This window comes from Streptomyces sp. NPDC052109 (assembly GCF_040680195.1).
In the GTDB taxonomy this organism is placed as follows: domain Bacteria; phylum Actinomycetota; class Actinomycetes; order Streptomycetales; family Streptomycetaceae; genus Streptomyces.
Genome location: NZ_JBFAWF010000002.1, coordinates 183,585 through 199,233 on the forward strand (window position 1 = coordinate 183,585; position 15,649 = coordinate 199,233).

Consider the following 15,649-nt stretch of genomic DNA (forward strand, 5'->3'; position numbering starts at 1 on the left):
CCGACATGCAAGGGGGGCTGCGCGGCTGGGCCGCGGGGCGCAAGGGAAGTCTGTCGCGGCTCAGGTTCACCAGCCTCAGGCTGCGACTGGTCGTCGTCTTCGGGCTGGTGGCCCTCACGGCCGCCGTCTCGGCGTCCGGGATCGCCTACTGGCTGAACCGGGAGGCGGTGCTCACCCGCGCCCAGGACGCGGTGCTGCGCGACTTCCGGCAGGAGATGCAGAACCGCGCCGGCGCCCTGCCGGAGCACCCCACCCAGGACCAACTCCAGCGCGCGGCGGGGCAGATGGCGGCCGGCAGCCAGCACTTCAGCGTGGTCCTGGTCGCGACGGACTCCGGCGGCAAGACCGTGTACGGCAACTCGGGCGGCATCAACGGCTTCGCGCTGGAGGACGTGCCCGCATCGCTGCGCGCGGCCGTCGACAAGCAACAGAAGGTGACCGACTCCAACAAGGAGCCGTACCACCTGTACTGGCAGCGGGTCGTGGACCACGGCACGCCGTACCTGGTGGCCGGTACCCGGGTGATCGGCGGCGGCCCCACCGGCTACATGGCCAAGTCCCTGGAGCCGGAGGCGAAGGACCTCAACTCGCTGGCCTGGTCGCTGGGCATCGCCACCGGACTCGCGCTGATCGGCGCCGCGCTGCTCGCGCAGGCCGCCGCCACGACCGTGCTGAAGCCGGTGCACCGGCTCGGGGTGGCCGCCCGGCGGCTCGGCGAGGGCAGGCTGGACACCCGGCTGCGGGTGTCGGGGACCGACGAACTCGCCGATCTGTCACGGACGTTCAACAACGCCGCCGAGGCGCTGGAGAAACGGGTCGCCGAGATGGCGGCGCGGGACGAGGCCTCGCGTCGCTTCGTCGCCGACATGAGCCATGAGCTGCGGACGCCGCTGACCGCCATCACCGCCGTGACGGAGGTGCTGGAGGAGGAGCTGGAGGCCGAGTCCGGATCCATGGATCCGATGATCGAGCCGGCCGTACGGCTCGTGGTCAGCGAGACCCGGCGGCTGAACAACCTGGTCGAGAACCTGATGGAGGTCACCCGCTTCGACGCGGGCACCGCCCGGCTGGTCCTCGACGACGTCGACATCGCCGACCAGATCACCGCCTGCATCGACGCCCGCGCCTGGCTGGACGCGGTCGAGCTGGACGCCGATCGCGGCATCCACGCCCGCCTCGACCCGCGCCGCCTCGACGTCATCCTCGCCAACCTGATCGGCAACGCGCTCAAGCACGGCGGGTCGCCGGTGCGGGTGTCGGTGCGGGTGGCCGACGAGGAGATCGTGATCCAGGTCCGCGACCACGGGCCCGGCATCCCCGAGGACGTCCTGCCGCACGTCTTCGACCGCTTCTACAAGGCGAGCGCCTCACGGCCGCGCTCCGAGGGCAGCGGACTGGGTCTGTCCATCGCCATGGAGAACGCCCACATCCACGGCGGTGAGATCACCGCCGCCAACTCGCCCGACGGGGGCGCGGTCTTCACTCTGCGGCTGCCACGGGACGCCTCCCGGCTGACGGAGGAGACCGACGAGGGCGAGAAGACCGGCAAGGACGCTCCGGGGAACTCCGGAAGCGCGGGAAGTTCAGGAAAGGAGGGGTGATGACCGTACGACGCCTGACCGTGCGACGCCTGCTGGCGCTGCCCCTCCTGGGCCTGCTGCTCTCCGGCTGCGGCATCCGGGCCACCCAGGTGCCGACCGACTTCGGGGCGGCGCCCTCCCGGGTGCCGTGCTCACTGGCCGGGCCGGATCCGGCCGCCCAGGCCGCGCGGGGTGTGCCCGTGCAGGTCTTCCTGCTCTGTGGGGCGTCCCTGGTGGCCGTCGACCGGGCGGTACACGTCCCTGAGGGCACCCCGGACGCCCGGCGCCGGGTGATCGTGGCGCAGGGGCTGCTGGGCCAGCTGGCCGCGTCCCCGTCCGCCGCGGAGCGCTCCGCGGGCTATACGACGTACGTGCCGGGCGGCCTGACCGTGAGCGGACCCGGCCCGAAGGACCCCGAGGACGCGCTCCATCTGAGCATGGTCCCGTCCCGTCTCACCTCCTACGCCCTGGCCCAGCTGGTGTGCACCCTGTCCGACTCGGCGGCGACGGAGGGCGACGGCTCGGTCATCCTGGGCGGCCCGGACCACGGGCCGCTGCGCCGCTACGAGTGCACCGCCGACGTCCGGGACCGGCCGGGCAGCACGGAGCCGCCGTCCAGTGAGGTGGCGGGGAGGTAGCGGCGTTCCGCCGCCCGGCCGCGGCGCCGAGCAACCGGAACGTTGCCGCGCGGAACCGATCGTGCCCGGGCTCGCGTCTAGAGGGTCGTGCAGCGTCAAGGCTCCATCGGCGGCGGCAGCGCCGCGATCCGCATCCGGGCGACGGGAGGTGTCCTCCTCGTCGCCCATCTCGCCCTCGTCGCCTGGCTGATGCTGCGACCCCTGGACGTCCCGTGGGTGACGCCCCCCAACCTGCACCCTCTCGTCGGCATCCGGGCCGACCTGGCCCTGGGCTGGCCGGGGGCCGTCAGACCCCTCGGCGAGGGCCTGGCCCTGCTCGCCCCGCTGGGCGTGCTGCTGCCGATGGCCCACGGCAGGCTCACCGTCTCCCCGCTCGCCTCCCTCATCCGTACGACGGCCGCGGGCGCCCTCATCTCCACCGGTATCGCCCTGCTGCAGACCGGCGTGCCCGGCAGGGTCGTGGACGTCGACTCGCTGCTGCTGAACACCGCGGGCGTCGCCCTGGCCCACCTGGCCGTCATACCGGCGGGACGCGCCCGGCTGCGCCGCCGGGACGCGCGTGCGGAGGCCGGGGAGGAGCCGCTGGTCGCCGTGCAGGACGAACTCCCTCAGGGTCGCACCCCGACGATTCCCAGGGTCGGGATCGCCCCGTAGAGCGACGCTTCGCCCGCTTCGTCTCCGTACCGTGGACAACAGTTGAGGGACGCCACCAAGGCAGCCCCGGCCCCGGCTCGACGAGTGAGCCGACGACCACGGAGGAGTCGCCATGTCCGCCCTTGCCCGCCCCACCCACGGCCGCATGATCGGCGGAGTGTGCGCAGCACTCGCACGGCGCTTCGGCACCTCCGCGACGACGATGCGGGTGATCTTCCTGCTGTCCTGCCTGCTGCCGGGCCCGCAGTTCCTGCTCTACATAGCGCTGTGGATCCTGCTGCCGTCCGAGGACAAGACGCGCACCGCCTGGTGAGGGCCCACGCGCGAACGCCGCCGGGGCGCTCCCGGACAGCTCCGGGGCGCCCCAGCGGCGTCGTACCGTACGGCCTTCGGTGCGGGCGTCAGCCGATCGGGATCCCGTTCACCGGCACGCCGTGCGTGGGCAGGCCCGGGCTGCTCACCGGCAGTCCGCCGAGCAGCCCGGCGACCCGCGCGGTCGGGCTCTTGGCGAGCGCGTTCCGGAGGGCCGGCTGCGCGTGGGACACCCCGGCACCCACGACACCCTGCCCCCGGGAGAGCGCCTGGGTGGCACCCGGAAGCGCCTTGGAGACGTTGCCGGCCGGCAGCGTCTTCGTGACGGAGTCCAGGGCCTGCGTGGCCTGGCCGGCCTGCGGGAGGGCTGTGGCCGCGTTGGCCGAGCCCGCGCCGACGGCGGCGATGGCGGCACCGAGGGCGGCGACACCGAGGGTCTTGGCAGCAGACTGCTTCATGGTGAATGCGTCCTTGAAAGCGGAGATGGAGATCGCAAGAGATCTGAGCGGTCCACGACCGTAAACACGCCACGCCACCTGCCGCAAACACCGAAATGCGGACGGCCTGTGAAGGCGCGTCCGCATTCCGTGCCGGGATCCGGGCCGGGCTAGCCTTTCGACTCGGGAGAGCCGCTGGTAGAGGCCGTCTGCTGGAACAGCCATTCGGACTTCAGCTCCGCGTATCCCGGCTTGATGACGTCATTGATCATGGCGAGTCGTTCATCGAAAGGAATGAACGCTGATTTCATCGCATTGACGGAGAACCACTGCAGGTCGTCGAGCGTGTAACCGAACGCCTCGACGAGATGATCGAATTCCTGGCTCATGCCCGTGTGGGACATCAGCCGGTTGTCGGTGTTCACGGTGGCCCGGAAGTGCAGCCGGCGCAGCAGCCCGATCGGATGCTCGGCGTAGGAGGGAGCCGCCCCGGTCTGCAGGTTGGAGCTGGGGCACAGCTCCAACGGGATCCGCTTGTCCCGGACGTACGACGCCAGCCGGCCGAGCGTGACGGAGCCGTCCTCGTGGACCTCGATGTCGTCGATGATCCGCACGCCGTGGCCGAGCCGGTCGGCACCGCACCACTGCAGCGCCTGCCAGATGGAGGGCAGCCCGAAGGCTTCGCCGGCATGGATGGTGAAGTGGTTGTTCTCCCGCTTGAGGTACTCGAAGGCGTCCAGGTGCCGGGTGGGCGGGTAGCCGGCCTCGGCGCCGGCGATGTCGAAGCCGACCACGCCGGAGTCCCGGTAGCGGTTGGCGAGTTCGGCGATCTCCAGGGAGCGGGCAGCGTGCCGCATGGCGGTCAGCAGGGCGCCGATCCGGATGCGGTGGCCGTTCTCCCGGGCGAGCCGCTCGCCCTGCCGGAACCCCTCGTTGACGGCCTCGACCACCTCCTCCAGGGTCAGCCCGCCGTCCAGGTGCTGCTCGGGCGCGTACCGCACCTCGGCGTAGACGACCCCGTCCTCGGCGAGGTCCTCGGCGCACTCGCGGGCCACCCGGACCAGCGCCTGACGGGTCTGCATCACGCCGACGGTGTGCCTGAAGGTCTCCAGATACCGCTCCAGCGAGCCGGAGTCGGCGGCCTCGCTGAACCAGATGCCCAGCTTGTCCGGATCGGTCTCGGGAAGGCCCGAGTAACCGTTCTCGCGGGCGAGTTCGACGACGGTGCCCGGGCGCAGGCCGCCGTCGAGGTGGTCGTGCAGCAGAACCTTGGGCGCCCGGCGGATCTGGTCCGGCGTCGGAACGTGCGCCGGGACACTCGCCGAGACGGTCCCGGTCGGTGCAGTCTGGCTCGTCATTTCCGCACTCTACCGCCTACGCGCGTAGAGAACCCGGTGAACGCGACAGCCGTTTCCGGGCACTTTTCCGTCGATACGCAACGGTGACCGCAGGTACGGGTTTCGTACACCGCCTCTTCTGACACTGTTCTGTCATGGGACAGCAAGCGACACCGGCCCGAACGGCCGGGCTGGGTAGGGCAGTCGGCCCGGTGCCGACGGCGGTGAGCGGGGTGGTGCTGCTGCTCCCCGGCGGGGAGGAGACCTCCGCCCGCAGGCCGTCCCCCGTACGGGCGACGGTCGCGCTGCGCCCGCTGGGCCGGCGCATCGCACGGGCCGGGCGGCCCGAGGGGCTGGCCGTGCACACCGTGCGGTATCGCTACCGGGGCTGGAACGGGACCGAGGCGCACCTGGCGGTGGACGCCGAGTGGGCCGCCGACGAGGTGGTACGACGGTACGGCGATGTTCCCGTGTGCCTGGTCGGGATGGACATGGGCGGACGGGCCGCACTGCGGGCCGGTGGGCACGAGGCCGTCAACTCCGTCGTGGCGCTGGCTCCTTGGCTGCCGGAGGACGACGTGGCCGCGCCTGTCGAGCCGGTGAAGCAGCTCGTGGGGCGGCGGGTGCTGATCGTGCACGGCACGAATGACGAACGGACCGATCCCGAACTGTCGTTCCGGTTCGCCGCGCGGGCGAAGAAGGCGAACCGGGAGGTGTGCCGGTTCGAGGTGCATTCCGACGGGCATCGGTTGCACGCGCATCGGGACGAAGTGGCTTGTCTGTCCGTGGATTTCCTGATGGGGGCGTTGTTCGGCCACTCCGTGTCCCGGCCTGTCGAGGACGCGCTGGCCGCTCCGCCGCCGATCGGGCTTCGGATGCCGTTGGCCGCGGGGTTCGGCAAGTCGTTGAAGCGGTAGCGCCCGGCGGGTTCTGCCGCCCTCGGGCCGCGGATGCGCCGTGGCTCGTCGCGCCCACGCGGCGGAGCCGCACGCCGGTCCCGGCCCCGCGCTCCTTACGCCGGCAGCAGATTCCCCCTTCTCGAGAGCAGGAACTTCTTGAACGCGGCCACCGGGGGCGTGTCCGGGCGGTCCGCCGGCCACGCCACGCCGATCTCACGTACCGCCCTCGGGGCCGTGACCGTCAGTTCCACCACGCCGGGACGGGGGACCGTGGGGGGCGGCAGCAGAGCCACGCCCAGTCCCGCCGCCACCAGGCCCCGCAGGGTCTCTGCCTCCTCGCCCTCGAAGGCGACCCTCGGGCGGAAGCCGGCTTCGCGGCACAGGGCGTCGAAGATGCGGCGGAGGCCGTAGCCGGGCTCCAGCGTGACGAAGGTTTCCTCGGCGGCCTCGGCGAGGCGGATGCGGCGGCGGGCGGCGAGGCGGTGGTCGCCCGGGACGACCAGGCGGAGTTTCTGCTCGTCCAGGCGGCGGGCGACCAGGTCGGGGGAGTCGGGGACGGGAGAGGTGAGGCAGAGGTCCAGTTCGCCGGCGCGGAGGCGTTCGAGCATGGCCTCGCCGTAGTTCTGGACGAGGCTGAAGCGCACGCGCGGGTGGTCCTCGCGGAAGGCGTGAAGGAGGCCGGGGACCGTCTCGGCGCCCATGGTGTGCAGGAAGCCGAAGGCGACCTTGCCGGTGGCCGGGTCGGCGTCGGCACGCACCTCCTCGGCGGCCCGCTCGATCTCGGCGAGGGCGCGTTCGACGGAGGTGAGGAAGGTACGGCCGGCGGGGGTCAGGGAGACCGTGCGGCCGTGGCGGGCGAAGAGGTCGACGCCCAGGTCCTGCTCCAGGCGGGCCATCGCCCGGGAGAGGGTGGACTGGGGGACGTGCAGCTCGTGGGCGGCCCGGGTGACGTGCTCGGTGCGGGCCACCCCGGCGAAGTACGCGAGGCGCGGCGCGAGCAACAGCGCCATGTCTTCCGTGTCACTGTTCGGTGACAGGCGGGCCTGTGAGCTCTGCTGATGCTGCATGGGAACGATTATGGCGATTCCATGCATTGGACGCATGAGATCGTCCGTACATACGGTCGAGGCATGTCTCCCGCCAGTACCGGGGCGTCCACCGCCGTGGGCGCCGCCACGCCCGTCCCCGTCTCCGACACCCCCGCTCCCGACTCCCGTATGGCCCCGGGCGGCTCCGGCTACCGCCGGATGAGCCTGGCCCTCTTCCTCGCCGGGGTCGCGACCTTCGCCCTGCTGTACTCGACGCAGGCCCTGCTGCCGCTGATCTCCGCCGAGTTCGGGGTCGCGGCGAGCGAGGCGAGCTGGACCGTGGCGGCCGCGACCGGCGGACTGGCCCTGTTCGTCCTGCCGATGAGCGCCCTGTCGGAGCGCTTCGGCCGGCGTACGGTGATGACGGCCTCGCTGTCCGTCGCGGTGGCCGTCGGACTGCTGGTGCCCTTCGCGCCGTCGATCGGCGCGCTGGTGGTGCTGCGAGCGGTGCAGGGCGCGGCGCTGGCCGGTCTGCCGGCCTCCGCCCAGGCCTATCTGGCCGAGGAGGTCCGGCCGAAGGCACTGGTCACGGCGATCGGCCTGTTCGTGGCGGGCAACAGCGTCGGGGGCATGAGCGGCCGGGTGATCACCGGCTGGGTGGCCCAGGAGTGGGGCTGGCGGGTCTCCGTCGGCGTGATCGGCGCGATCGCGGTGGCCTGTGCGATCGCCTTCCGGCTGCTGCTGCCGGCGCCGCAGCACTTCAAGGCGGGCTCGCTGCGGCCCCGGGTGCTGCTCGGCACGGTCCGCGACCACCTCGCCGACCCGCTGCTGCGGCGCCTCTACGCGATCGGCGCGCTGTTCATGACGGTGTTCGGCGGCGTCTACACGGTGATCGGCTACCGGCTGACCGAGGCGCCGTTCGGGCTGTCGCAGGGCGTCGCGGGCTCGATCTTCCTGGTCTACCTGGTGGGCACGGTCTCCGCGTCCGTGGCGGGCCGGCTGGTGGGCCGGCTCGGCCGCCGGGGCGCGCTGTACCTCGCGGGCGGGACGACCGCCGCGGGCCTGGTGCTCTCGCTGGCCTCCGCGCTGCCGCTGGTCCTGCTGGGCCTGGTGCTGATCACGGCGGGCTTCTTCGCGGGCCACGCGGTCGCCTCGTCCGCGGTCAGCAAGACGGCCACACACGGCCGCGCCCAGGCCTCGGCGCTGTACCAGTCCATGTACTACATCGGCTCCAGCGTCGGCAGCACGGTCGGCGCGACGGCCTTCCGCGCGGACGGCTGGGGCGGCACGGTGGGGGTGGGTCTGCTCGCGATGGCCGGGGTCGTCACCATCACGGTGCTGGGCACGAGGGCGGCCCGGGTGGCGGCCCGCCGGGAGCCGGTGGCGGCGCACTGATCTCTTCCCCGAACCCCCTGCCCGGGGCCGGTTGCCGGGGGGCGCGAACAGGCGTCCGTCGGTCAACCCGGTCGCCCGCAGGGGGTCCGTGTCGGCGGGCGGCGCCTCGGGCCCGGTCCACCAGCATCTGCTCATATCCGTGAAACAACCGGTCTGAGCTGCGCTTTTTCGGACTCGGGGGGTCATTGTCAGTGGCCTGCGGTAGCTTCCCAAGTGGCGCGAAGGAGCGCTACCGGAACGGCCACAGGGGTGGGTGGGCGATGGGCGACAGCACTGCGACGGCGGACCTGGACGTCGCACTGGAGAAACACCGGACCGAGCTGACGGGGTACTGCTACCGGATGCTCGGCTCCTCCTTCGAGGCGGAGGACGCGGTGCAGGACACCCTGGTGCGGGCCTGGCGGAGTTACGACAAGTTCGAGGGCCGCTCCAGCCTGCGCTCGTGGCTGTACCGGATCGCGACGAACGTGTGCCTGGACATGCTGACGGCGGGCAACAAGCGGGCGCGGCCGATGGACCTGACGGAGTCGACCCCGCTCGCGCAGGCCGCTCTCTCCCCCCGCCCGGACCACACCTGGCTGGAGCCGGTGCCGGACGCGCGGGTGCTGCCGACGGTCGACGACCCGGCGGAGGCCGCGGTCGCGAAGGAGTCGGTCCGGCTGGCCTTCATGGCGGCCCTGCAGCAGCTGCCGCCCAAGCAGCGGGCGGTGCTGATCCTGCGCGAGGTGCTGGCCTGGAAGGCGAGCGAGGTCGCCGAGCTGCTGGACACCTCGGTCGCCTCGGTCAACAGCGCGCTGCAGCGGGCGCGGGCCACGCTCGCGGAGCGCGCGGAGTCCGGCCCCGAGGGCGCGGTGTCCGATCCGCTGGACGAGGAGCAGCAGCGACTCCTGGTGCGCTACGTCAAGGCCTTCGAGGGCTACGACATGACGGCGCTGACGGCGCTGCTCCACGAGGACGCCATCATGACGATGCCGCCGTTCGACCTGTGGCTGCGCGGCCCGGCCGACATCACCGGCTTCATGTCCACCCTCGGCGCCTCCTGCGCCGGCTCCCGGCTGCTGCCGGTGCAGGTCAACGGCCTGCCGGGGTTCGCGCACTACAAGCCGGACGAGGAGAAGGGCGGCTTCAGCCCCTGGGCCGTGCAGGTGCTGGAGCTGTCAGACGGCCGGATCACCGGTTTCCACTGCTTCCTCGACACCAGGCGCTGGTTCCCCCTGTTCGGGCTCCCCCTCCATCTGGAAGCGGAGCCCGACGACGTCGAGAAGGGCGTGTAGCGCGGGGTCGGGGTCCCGCAGCCGGATCCGCCCGCCGGCCCGGCGGGCGGCCAGCTCCAGCCGCGCGAGCAGGTCCACGACGGCCAGGCCCGGGGGCCCGAGGCCGCCCACGTCGCACACGACGACACGGGCCCCGTTGCCCGCCAGCAGCAGCCGCACCCGGGCACACAGCGCCGCCACCTCGTCCCGGGTGACGGGGCCGGGCACCACGAGCACGGCGGGTTCCTTGGCGTCCACGTGCGGTAGACCGGCCGGCCGGGCGGAACTCATCGGCACGGGACCGGCGGCGGTCCACCGATCCCGTCCACCCGGAAGAGAAATCCCCTGGTCAGGCGATACGTTCGAGCACCACCGGCGTCGCCTGGAACTCCGTGCCCGCCGCCGCGATGTCGTAGGAACCCTCCACCGCCTGCAGGGCGTACTCGAAGCGCTCGGGGGTGTCCGTGTGGAGGGTGAGGAGCGGCTGGCCCTCCGTCACCGTGTCGCCCGGCTTGGCGTGCATCTCGACGCCCGCGCCCGCCTGCACCGGGTCCTCCTTGCGGGCGCGGCCGGCGCCCAGGCGCCAGGCGGCGACGCCGATGTCGTAGGCGTCGAGGCGGGTGAGGACACCGGAGGCGGGCGCCTTGATCACGTGCTGTTCCTTCGAGGTGGGCAGCACGGCGTCCGGGTCGCCGCCCTGGGCCGTGATCATCCGGCGCCAGACGTCCATCGCCGAGCCGTCGGCCAGGGCCTTCGCCGGGTCGGCGTCCTTCAGCCCGGCCGCGTCCAGCATCTCCCTGGCCAGCGCCAGAGTCAGCTCGACCACGTCCGCCGGGCCGCCGCCCGCCAGGACCTCCACCGACTCGCGGACCTCCAGGGCGTTGCCCGCGGTCAGGCCGAGCGGGGTGGACATGTCCGTCAGGAGGGCCACCGTCCTCACGCCGTGGTCGGTGCCCAGGCCGACCATCGTCGAGGCGAGCTCGCGCGCGTCCTCGATCGTCTTCATGAAGGCGCCGGTGCCGACCTTCACGTCCAGGACCAGGGAGCCGGTGCCCTCCGCGATCTTCTTCGACATGATCGAGGAGGCGATCAGCGGGATCGCCTCGACCGTGCCGGTGACGTCCCGCAGCGCGTACAGCTTCTTGTCCGCCGGAGCCAGGCCGTCGCCCGCCGCGCAGATCACCGCGCCCGTGGTGTCCAGGACGTTCAGCATCTCCTCGTTGGAGAGCAGGGCGCGCCAGCCGGGGATGGACTCCAGCTTGTCCAGGGTGCCGCCGGTGTGGCCGAGGCCGCGGCCGGAGAGCTGCGGGACGGCCGCGCCGCAGGCGGCGACCAGCGGGGCCAGCGGCAGCGTGATCTTGTCGCCGACGCCGCCGGTCGAGTGCTTGTCCGCGGTCGGGCGGGACAGGGACGAGAAGTCCATGCGCTCACCGGACGCGATCATGGCCGCCGTCCAGCGGGCGATCTCGCGGCGGTTCATGCCGTTGAGCAGGATCGCCATGGCGAGCGCGGACATCTGCTCGTCGGCGACCTCGCCGCGGGTGTAGGCGTCGATGACCCAGTCGATCTGCTCGTCGGTCAGCTCGCCGCGGTCCCGCTTGGTGCGGATCACGGAGATGGCGTCCATGGCCATGGCGGGTGTGGTTCCTTCCGGGAGGTGCGAAGTGTGCGGCCCCCCTGCGAGCGGGGCAGGGGGGCCGTACGGCATTACTTGGTGAGATGGTCCGGGCCGAAGGCCTGGGGCAGCATCTCGGACAGCTTCAGGACGCCCGCGGGGGTGTCCAGGAGGAGGCCCGGGCCGCCGAACTCGTACAGCAGCTGGCGGCAGCGGCCGCAGGGCACCAGCAGGCCGCCGGTGCCGTCGACGCAGGTGAAGTGCGTCAGGCGGCCGCCGCCCGTGCGCTGCAGGTCCGAGACCAGACCGCACTCGGCGCACAGGCCGAGGCCGTAGGAGGCGTTCTCCACGTTGCAGCCGGTGACCGTGCGGCCGTCGTCGACGCGGGCCGCCACGCCGACCGGGAAGCCGGAGTAGGGGGCGTACGCGTGGGACATAGCCTCCCGCGCCACCTCCCGCAGGGCCCCCCAGTCGAACTCGGCGGCTTTCCGCGTCACTTGCCCTGACCCTTCCGGTAGCGCATGCCGTCCGCCTTCGGCATCCGCAGGCGCTGCGCCGACAGGGACAGCACCAGCAGGGTGACGACGTACGGGGTGGCGCCCACGAAGTCGCTCGGCACCTCGTCGGTGACCAGGTACCACACCAGGACCAGCGCGGCCACGATCAGGCTGACCGCGCCCTGCCACACCGACGTGCGGTACAGCTTCCAGCCTGCCAGCACGACGAGCAGGATCACCAGCAGGAGCAGCAGCGCGTGGACGGTCGTACCGCCGTTGCGCAGCTGGAGCGCGTCGGAGTAGCCGAACAGGCCCGCGCCCATCGCGAGGCCGCCCGGACGCCAGTTGCCGAAGATCATGGCCGCGAGGCCGATGTAACCGCGGCCGCCGGTCTGCCCCTCCAGGTAGGTGTGCGAGGTGACCAGCGCGAGGAAGGCGCCGCCGAGGCCGGCGAGGCCGCCGGAGACGGCCACGGCCGCGTACTTGTACTTGTACACGTTGACGCCGAGGGACTCGGCGGCCGTCGGGTTCTCGCCGCAGGAGCGCAGCCGCAGACCGAACGGGGTGCGCCACAGCAGCCACCAGCTGCCGACGAACAGCAGCGCGGCCAGGATCGTGATCACGGACAGGTCGGTGATCAGGCCGCCGAGGATGCCGGCGAGATCGGAGATCAGGAACCAGTGGTGGTTCTCCAGGGACTGCAGACCGTCGGACAGGCCGGGCACGGTGACCTGCGGCAGCGAGTCGACCGGCGGCGACTGCTTGGGATTGCCGCCCGCGTTCGCCGCCGCGCCGCCCGCGAAGAAGAGCTTGGCGAGGTACTGGGTGGCGCCGAGCGCGAGCAGGTTGATCGCGACACCGGAGACGATGTGGTCCACGCCGAAGGTCACGGTGGCGACGGCGTGCAGCAGGCCGCCGAGGACGCCGAAGCCGATACCGGCCAGCAGACCGAGCCAGGGGCTGGACTGCCAGCCGACCCATCCGGCGCCGAAGGTGCCGAGGATCATCATGCCCTCGAGGCCGATGTTGACCACGCCGGACCGCTCGGACCACAGACCGGCGAGACCGGCGAGACCGATCGGTACGGCGAGACCGAGCGCGGCGCTGACCTGCCCCGCGGAGTCGAGCTGCTGGGAACCCGTGATCATGCGGACCGCGGCCAGGAGCAGCAGCGCACCCGCCACGAGCAGGAGGATCTGGCCGAAGGAGCGGCCCGAGCGCTGCGGCGCGCCCGCCGCCTTGGGCGCCGCGGGCGGCGGCGCGTCGGTCATCGTGGCAGTCATCACGCCACCTCCTGCTTCTTCGTCGGGGCGGCGGCCTGCGCGGCGAGTTCGGCGCCGACCTTCTGCTGCTGGCGCCTGAGGCCGTAGCGGCGCACGACCTCGTAGGCGATCACGACGCACAGGACGATGACGCCCTGGATGACGCCAAGGATCTCCTTGTCGTAGCCCTGGAACTCCAGGTGGTTGGTGGTGCGCTCCAGGTAGCCCCAGAGCAGGGCGCCGAGCGCGATGCCGATCGGGTTGTTTCGGCCGAGCAGCGCGATGGCGATGCCGGTGAAGCCGATGCCCGTCGGGAAGTCGGTGCTGTACTGGTAGCTGTCGTTGAGCAGGGTCGGCATGCCGATGAGGCCGGCCACCGCACCCGAGATGATCATGCTGGTGGCGATCATCTTCTTCACCGACACACCGCTCGCGGCGGCCGCGCTCTCGGACTGGCCGACGGTGCGCAGGTCGAAGCCGAAGCGGGTGCGGCCGAGCACGAACCAGTAGGCGATGCCGACGGCCGCGGCGATGAAGATGAAGCCCCACAGCTCACCGGCCGGGCCCGTGTTGATGCTGAAGAACTGCGAGGCCGCCGGCAGCGGCTTGGTGGCCACGACGGTGCCGCCCTGGTAGAGCTGGGCCAGCTTTCCGGGCTGCAGCAGGTACGCGATGATCGCGGTGGCGATCGAGTTCAGCATGATGGTCGAGATGACCTCGCTGACGCCCCGGGTCACCTTCAGGACACCGGCGATGCCCGCCCACAGGGCGCCGGTCGCCATGGCGCAGATCATGATCAGCGGGATGGCGAGCCAGCCGGGCACGGTCAGCGCCCCGCCGAGGACGGCGGCGAAGAACGCGGCGAGCCGGTACTGGCCGTCGACACCGATGTTGAACAGGTTCATCCGGAAGCCGATGGCCACCGAGACACCCGCCAGGTAGTACGTCGTCGCCTTGTTGAGGATGTAGACCTGGCTGTCGCTGGCGAAGCCGTAGGTCACCATGTCGTTGAAGGCGGGACCGGGGTTCTTCCCGGTCGCGGCGATCACCAGGGCGGTGACGACGAGCGCGGCGACGACCGCGAGCACCGGCGCGGCGATGCCGAGGAGCAGCCGCTCCTTGTCGATCCGTGAGGTCAGCTTGTTCATCGCTCGTCGTCCTCTGTGTGCTCCAGGTGGCCGGTGGCCGCACCCGTCATGGCGGAGCCCAGCTCTTCGGGGGTGATGGTGGCGGGGTCGGCGTCGGCGACCAGGCGGCCGCGGTACATCACCCGCAGGGTGTCGGAGAGGCCGATCAGCTCGTCGAGGTCGGCGGAGATCAGCAGCACGGCCAGCCCCTCGCGGCGGGCCTCGCGGATGTAGTCCCAGATCGCGGCCTGCGCGCCGACGTCCACACCGCGCGTCGGGTGGGCGGCGATGAGCAGCTTGGGGTTGTGGCTCATCTCGCGGCCGACGATCAGCTTCTGCTGGTTGCCGCCGGACAGCGAGGCCGCGGTGACGTCGATACCGGGGGTGCGGACGTCGTACGCCTGCACGATCCGCTCGGTGTCGGCGCGGGCAGCCTTGATGTCGAGCAGTCCGCCGCGCGCGTTGGGCTTCTCGGTGACGTGGCCGAGGATGCGGTTCTCCCACAGCGGGGCTTCCAGCAGCAGGCCGTGGCGGTGGCGGTCCTCGGGGATGTAGCCGATGCCGGCCTCGCGGCGGTCGCGGGTGGGGGTCTGGGAGATGTCGGTGCCGTCGAGGGTGACGACGCCGGCGTCCGGGTGACGCATGCCCATGATCGCCTCGACCAGCTCGGACTGGCCGTTGCCCTCCACGCCGGCGATGCCCAGGACCTCGCCCTTGTGGATGGTGAAGGAGATCTGGTCCAGGATGATCCGCTCGATGCCCTCGAGGTCGGTCTGCGCGAGATGCAGCCCCTCCACCTTCAGCATGGCGATGTCCGTGACGGTGGACTCCGCGGTCTCCGGGGTGGGCAGCTCGCTGCCCACCATCAGCTCGGCGAGCTGCTTGGGGGTGGTGCCCCGCGGCTCGACCGTGCCGACCGTGGTGCCGCGCCGGATGACGGTGATCTCGTCGGCGACGGACAGCACCTCGCCCAGCTTGTGGGAGATGAAGATGACGGTGAGTCCCTCGGCCTTCAGCTCACGCAGGTTGTCGAAGAGCGCGTCGACCTCCTGCGGCACGAGTACGGCGGTCGGCTCGTCCAGGATGAGGGTCTTGGCGCCGCGGTAGAGGACCTTGAGGATCTCCACGCGCTGGCGGTCGGCGACACCCAGCTCCTCCACGAGCACGTCCGGGCGGACGTTCAGGCTGTAGGCGTCGGAGATCTCCTTGATGCGGGCGCGGGCCTTGCCGCCGATGCCGTGCAGCTTCTCCGCGCCGAGGACGACGTTCTCGAGGACGGTGAGGTTGTCGGCGAGCATGAAGTGCTGGTGCACCATGCCGATGCCGAGGGCGATGGCGTCGCCGGGGTTGTGCAGGACGACCTGCTCCCCGTTGACCGTGATCGTGCCCTCGTCGGGCTGCTGCATGCCGTAGAGGATCTTCATCAGGGTGGACTTGCCGGCGCCGTTCTCACCGCACAGGGCGTGGACGGTGCCCGTGCGGACCGTGATGTCGATGTCGCGGTTGGCGACGACGCCGGGGAAACGCTTGGTGATGCCGCGCAGTTCGACGGCAGCGGGAGGGCTGGACGCGTTGATGGCGCACTCTCCTCGGGGAAAGGGGCTGCGTGGGGGAG

At 71.8% G+C, this 15,649-nt stretch carries 16 protein-coding genes; 7 read left to right on the plus strand and 9 right to left on the minus strand.

The window, feature by feature from the left end; genetic code table 11:
• Positions 1-5: 5 nt before the first annotated feature.
• The 4 genes from AB0L59_RS06355 (at position 6) to AB0L59_RS06370 (ending at position 3,185) form a co-directional block, all read left to right on the plus strand.
• A complete protein-coding gene (locus AB0L59_RS06355) occupies positions 6-1,601 on the plus strand; it encodes a HAMP domain-containing sensor histidine kinase (RefSeq protein ID WP_365580943.1) in 1,596 nt (531 codons plus the stop codon).
• Positions 1,601-2,218, plus strand: a complete 618-nt coding sequence (locus AB0L59_RS06360) for a hypothetical protein (protein WP_365579910.1) — start codon at positions 1,601-1,603, stop codon at positions 2,216-2,218. Before AB0L59_RS06355 ends, AB0L59_RS06360 begins: the two co-directional genes overlap by 1 nt.
• A gap of 87 nt (positions 2,219-2,305) precedes the next feature.
• Positions 2,306-2,872, plus strand: a complete 567-nt coding sequence (locus AB0L59_RS06365; RefSeq protein WP_365579912.1) for a VanZ family protein — start codon at positions 2,306-2,308, stop codon at positions 2,870-2,872.
• A 112-nt stretch (positions 2,873-2,984) separates the two neighbouring features.
• On the plus strand, positions 2,985-3,185 hold the full coding sequence (locus AB0L59_RS06370) for a PspC domain-containing protein (protein ID WP_365579915.1): 201 nt from the start codon (positions 2,985-2,987) through the stop codon (positions 3,183-3,185).
• A gap of 88 nt (positions 3,186-3,273) precedes the next feature.
• Here the strand turns inward: AB0L59_RS06370 and AB0L59_RS06375 are convergent, their stop codons facing one another.
• Positions 3,274-3,642 (minus strand): ATP-binding protein, encoded by a 369-nt coding sequence (locus AB0L59_RS06375; RefSeq protein WP_365579918.1) that lies wholly within the window; start codon positions 3,640-3,642, stop codon positions 3,274-3,276.
• Between the two features lie 149 nt (positions 3,643-3,791).
• Entirely contained in the window at positions 3,792-4,979 is a 1,188-nt protein-coding gene (locus AB0L59_RS06380) for an adenosine deaminase (protein ID WP_365579921.1), read from the minus strand.
• Positions 4,980-5,113: 134 nt separating this feature from the next.
• Here AB0L59_RS06380 and AB0L59_RS06385 point away from each other — a divergent pair, with 134 nt between their 5' ends.
• Complete coding sequence (locus AB0L59_RS06385) at positions 5,114-5,875, plus strand: alpha/beta hydrolase (protein ID WP_365579924.1); 762 nt, start codon at positions 5,114-5,116, stop codon at positions 5,873-5,875.
• A gap of 95 nt (positions 5,876-5,970) precedes the next feature.
• Here AB0L59_RS06385 and AB0L59_RS06390 read toward each other — a convergent pair whose 3' ends face one another.
• Positions 5,971-6,924, minus strand: a complete 954-nt coding sequence (locus AB0L59_RS06390) for a LysR family transcriptional regulator (RefSeq protein WP_365579927.1) — start codon at positions 6,922-6,924, stop codon at positions 5,971-5,973.
• Positions 6,925-6,987: 63 nt separating this feature from the next.
• On the opposite strand from AB0L59_RS06390, the gene AB0L59_RS06395 reads away from it, so the two are divergent.
• The gene (locus tag AB0L59_RS06395) at positions 6,988-8,280 is read left to right on the plus strand and encodes an MFS transporter (RefSeq protein ID WP_365579930.1); all 1,293 of its coding nucleotides are present in this window, start codon (positions 6,988-6,990) and stop codon (positions 8,278-8,280) included.
• 260 nt (positions 8,281-8,540) lie between these two features.
• Positions 8,541-9,554 (plus strand): sigma-70 family RNA polymerase sigma factor, encoded by a 1,014-nt coding sequence (locus tag AB0L59_RS06400; protein ID WP_365579933.1) that lies wholly within the window; start codon positions 8,541-8,543, stop codon positions 9,552-9,554.
• Here AB0L59_RS06400 and AB0L59_RS06405 read toward each other — a convergent pair.
• The 6 genes from AB0L59_RS06405 to AB0L59_RS06430 form a co-directional block, all read right to left on the minus strand.
• Positions 9,438-9,824, minus strand: coding sequence for an STAS domain-containing protein (locus tag AB0L59_RS06405; RefSeq protein WP_365580944.1), 387 nt, complete (start codon positions 9,822-9,824; stop codon positions 9,438-9,440). The two genes, AB0L59_RS06400 and AB0L59_RS06405, sit on opposite strands and share 117 nt — an antisense overlap.
• Positions 9,825-9,882: 58 nt before the next feature.
• Complete coding sequence (locus AB0L59_RS06410; RefSeq protein WP_365580946.1) at positions 9,883-11,160, minus strand: thymidine phosphorylase; 1,278 nt, start codon at positions 11,158-11,160, stop codon at positions 9,883-9,885.
• Positions 11,161-11,240: 80 nt separating this feature from the next.
• A complete protein-coding gene (locus AB0L59_RS06415; RefSeq protein ID WP_365579936.1) occupies positions 11,241-11,645 on the minus strand; it encodes a cytidine deaminase in 405 nt (134 codons plus the stop codon).
• Positions 11,642-12,928, minus strand: a complete 1,287-nt coding sequence (locus AB0L59_RS06420; RefSeq protein WP_365579939.1) for an ABC transporter permease — start codon at positions 12,926-12,928, stop codon at positions 11,642-11,644. Before AB0L59_RS06420 ends, AB0L59_RS06415 begins: the two co-directional genes overlap by 4 nt.
• Positions 12,928-14,055, minus strand: coding sequence for an ABC transporter permease (locus tag AB0L59_RS06425; RefSeq protein WP_365579942.1), 1,128 nt, complete (start codon positions 14,053-14,055; stop codon positions 12,928-12,930). The genes AB0L59_RS06420 and AB0L59_RS06425 overlap by 1 nt, the downstream gene beginning before the upstream one ends.
• Positions 14,052-15,611, minus strand: a complete 1,560-nt coding sequence (locus AB0L59_RS06430) for an ABC transporter ATP-binding protein (protein ID WP_365580947.1) — start codon at positions 15,609-15,611, stop codon at positions 14,052-14,054. The genes AB0L59_RS06425 and AB0L59_RS06430 overlap by 4 nt, the downstream gene beginning before the upstream one ends.
• Positions 15,612-15,649: the final 38 nt, after the last annotated feature.